Annotated in this window: 2 protein-coding genes; one reads left to right on the top strand and one right to left on the bottom strand. The window is 57.7% G+C overall.

All coding sequences use genetic code 11. The annotated features are described in order from the left end of the window. The coding region (locus CKO31_RS25580; protein ID WP_438874036.1) for a calcium:cation antiporter family protein at nucleotides 1-448 on the bottom strand (448 nt) is incomplete at its 3' end. 1,059 nt (nucleotides 449-1,507) lie between these two features. Between CKO31_RS25580 and CKO31_RS25575 the strand changes: the two genes are divergently transcribed. After that, nucleotides 1,508-2,119 (top strand): hypothetical protein, encoded by a 612-nt coding sequence (locus CKO31_RS25575; protein WP_200243580.1) that lies wholly within the window; start codon nucleotides 1,508-1,510, stop codon nucleotides 2,117-2,119. Nucleotides 2,120-2,163 lie beyond the last annotated feature (44 nt).

The raw sequence follows: 2,163 nt of genomic DNA, 5'->3' as shown, positions 1-2,163 counted from the left end.
TTTCCTGCTCGCTACCAAAATGGAATATGGCTGGCACAATCAGCCCGACGCTGGCAAGCATCAGCAGGCCTGAGCTCATTCCGGCGGAGATCGCGTTGAATTTTTGCTCTACCTTGCCTATTCCACCCACCGTAATCGCCAACCCCATACCAAGCAATAGGTTGCCGATGATCGATCCCGTGATGGCCGCCTTGACGACATCATGCAGTCCTTCCTTTAAGGCAAACAGCGATATGATCAATTCAGGTGCATTACCCAGGGTGGCGGCAAGCATGCCGCCCAGAGTCTCACCCAGATACAACGAGAGGCTTTCCGTCGCCTTCCCCAATAAGGCGGCCAGCGGAACAATCGCCAGGCCCGAGAACAAGAAAATTAGGGCCGGAGATCCGCCAAGCCAGTCGAGCCCCAAGGCGACTGGAATGAAGAGTAGAAGAAGCTCTAGTCTCAAGATGATACTCTTATCGGTTTAAAGTGATTACGCTCAATGAATAATTCTTGTCCAGGGCTCGCCGCAATCGATGAAGTGGATATCTTCTACCAATAACGCGCGGTCGTTGACGCAAGCTTTCCCAATCGCCAACTCAGCAGGTAGCTTGCTCGCAATGGCGGTATCTCACCTTTTTTGTGCTTTCTTATGTATTCGACTTGCTTGTTCGTAAGATCGGTTTTGACAAATAATCGCTCGCTCGCTGCTTCGCGAACTGATGTCTAAGTCCCGTATCCTCAAATATCTCGCAACACGGGCGGAGAGATATAAATTCAGCTCGAATTCCAAAATAGGCACATGAAACGGGGACAGTGCGACCTGGAAAGGCCGCGTGTTCTAGCGGGTGAGAGTCCCGCCTGGATAATCGTGAGCCGCGAGCTCAGTATCGAGCCTTGCGCCGTGGCTGGTAACGGCTGCGTCAATGCGTAGGCCTTGATCATAACTCCGACTAAAACCCAGTTGGGCGCTGCGACATGAGGGGAGGTGGGAGAACCTCCGAAATGTCCTACCCTTGGAATTGCAAACCAATCGAGGGTCGAGAAAGATGTTCGAAGGTCCTGCCATATGCGACTTTATCGGGGTCGCAGCCGCTTCGCCAGCAGCTGCCCGATGAGGCAGGAGTTCCAAAGTTAAAAGAATGATGTTATGAAGGACTGGAGTTTCGGGGTTCCGGAACCGGCGGACGTAGCGGGGGCGGGGCGCTCAGAGTTTTCGGTGGGTTTGCGCGAAATCCGGCAAACCCCACCAAAACTCCCCTACCTGCCATCGCAGGCCCCCGCAAACCGTAAAACTTCAGATGAAGGACTCTTAGGAAGTATTTGAGAGTCCGATGGTCCGCGAGCCCAAGCCTGTTGCGGAGCGGTTCACGGCGGCGACGGGGCCTTGATCATAAGCCCGTCCAAAACCGAGCGTCCCTAGTGGTTTCACTTCGTCCGAGCCCATTAAATCAGACACTTAGTCTGGAGCGCGGGAGACTGGCGCAGAAAGTGGTTGGAGTGATGGTCAAGGCCGGCGACGTTGGTGGCGAAGATCCGCCAAGCACTGTACGACCTGCCCGACGCACGCAGAGGCGGCAACAACCAGCGCTACATGATGGGCGATGGTGGCTTGAGCGCGTTCTCGGTGATTTTCATGCAGAGCCCCTCGTTTCTGGATTTTCAGGTGTGCCTGCAGAAGGAGCGCGGTCGCAACAACGCCAGCGCATTGTTCGGCGTGCACGAGATCCCCTGCACGCAGCAGATCTGTAACCTGCTCGATCCCGTTGCGCCAGAGCAGTTGGCACCCGTGTTCATGGACCTCGTCGGCGAGCTGGTGGCAGGCGGCGCGCTGGGCACCCATCGCACGCTCGACAGTCGCTTGCTGGTGGCAAGCGACGGCACTGAGCACCACTGCTCGGAGGCGATTCGCTGTCCACAGTTCTCCACGCAGACCTTGGCCAATGACCCGATGCTACCACACGGCGCTCACGCCGGTGGTCCTCGCCCCGGAGCAGGCAACGGTGCTGCCCCTGGCGCCGGCGTTCACCGTCCTCAAGTGATCGCTCGATCGCCGCGGTCGGCGGCTTGCCGCCGCAGTCCGTCCCGACCAATCCTGCCGCGGCCTCGATCAGCACGCTCATCGCCTCCAGGGTAGTGCCGGTGGTCGTGCGGCGCAGGTCGCCGTTCACCAGCACCGCC

Origin of the sequence: Thiohalocapsa halophila, from assembly GCF_016583825.1 — a bacterium.
GTDB lineage: Bacteria > Pseudomonadota > Gammaproteobacteria > Chromatiales > Chromatiaceae > Thiohalocapsa > Thiohalocapsa halophila.
The sequence above is the reverse complement of the archived record's forward strand: the minus strand, read 5'-3'. Positions and strand labels throughout refer to the sequence as shown.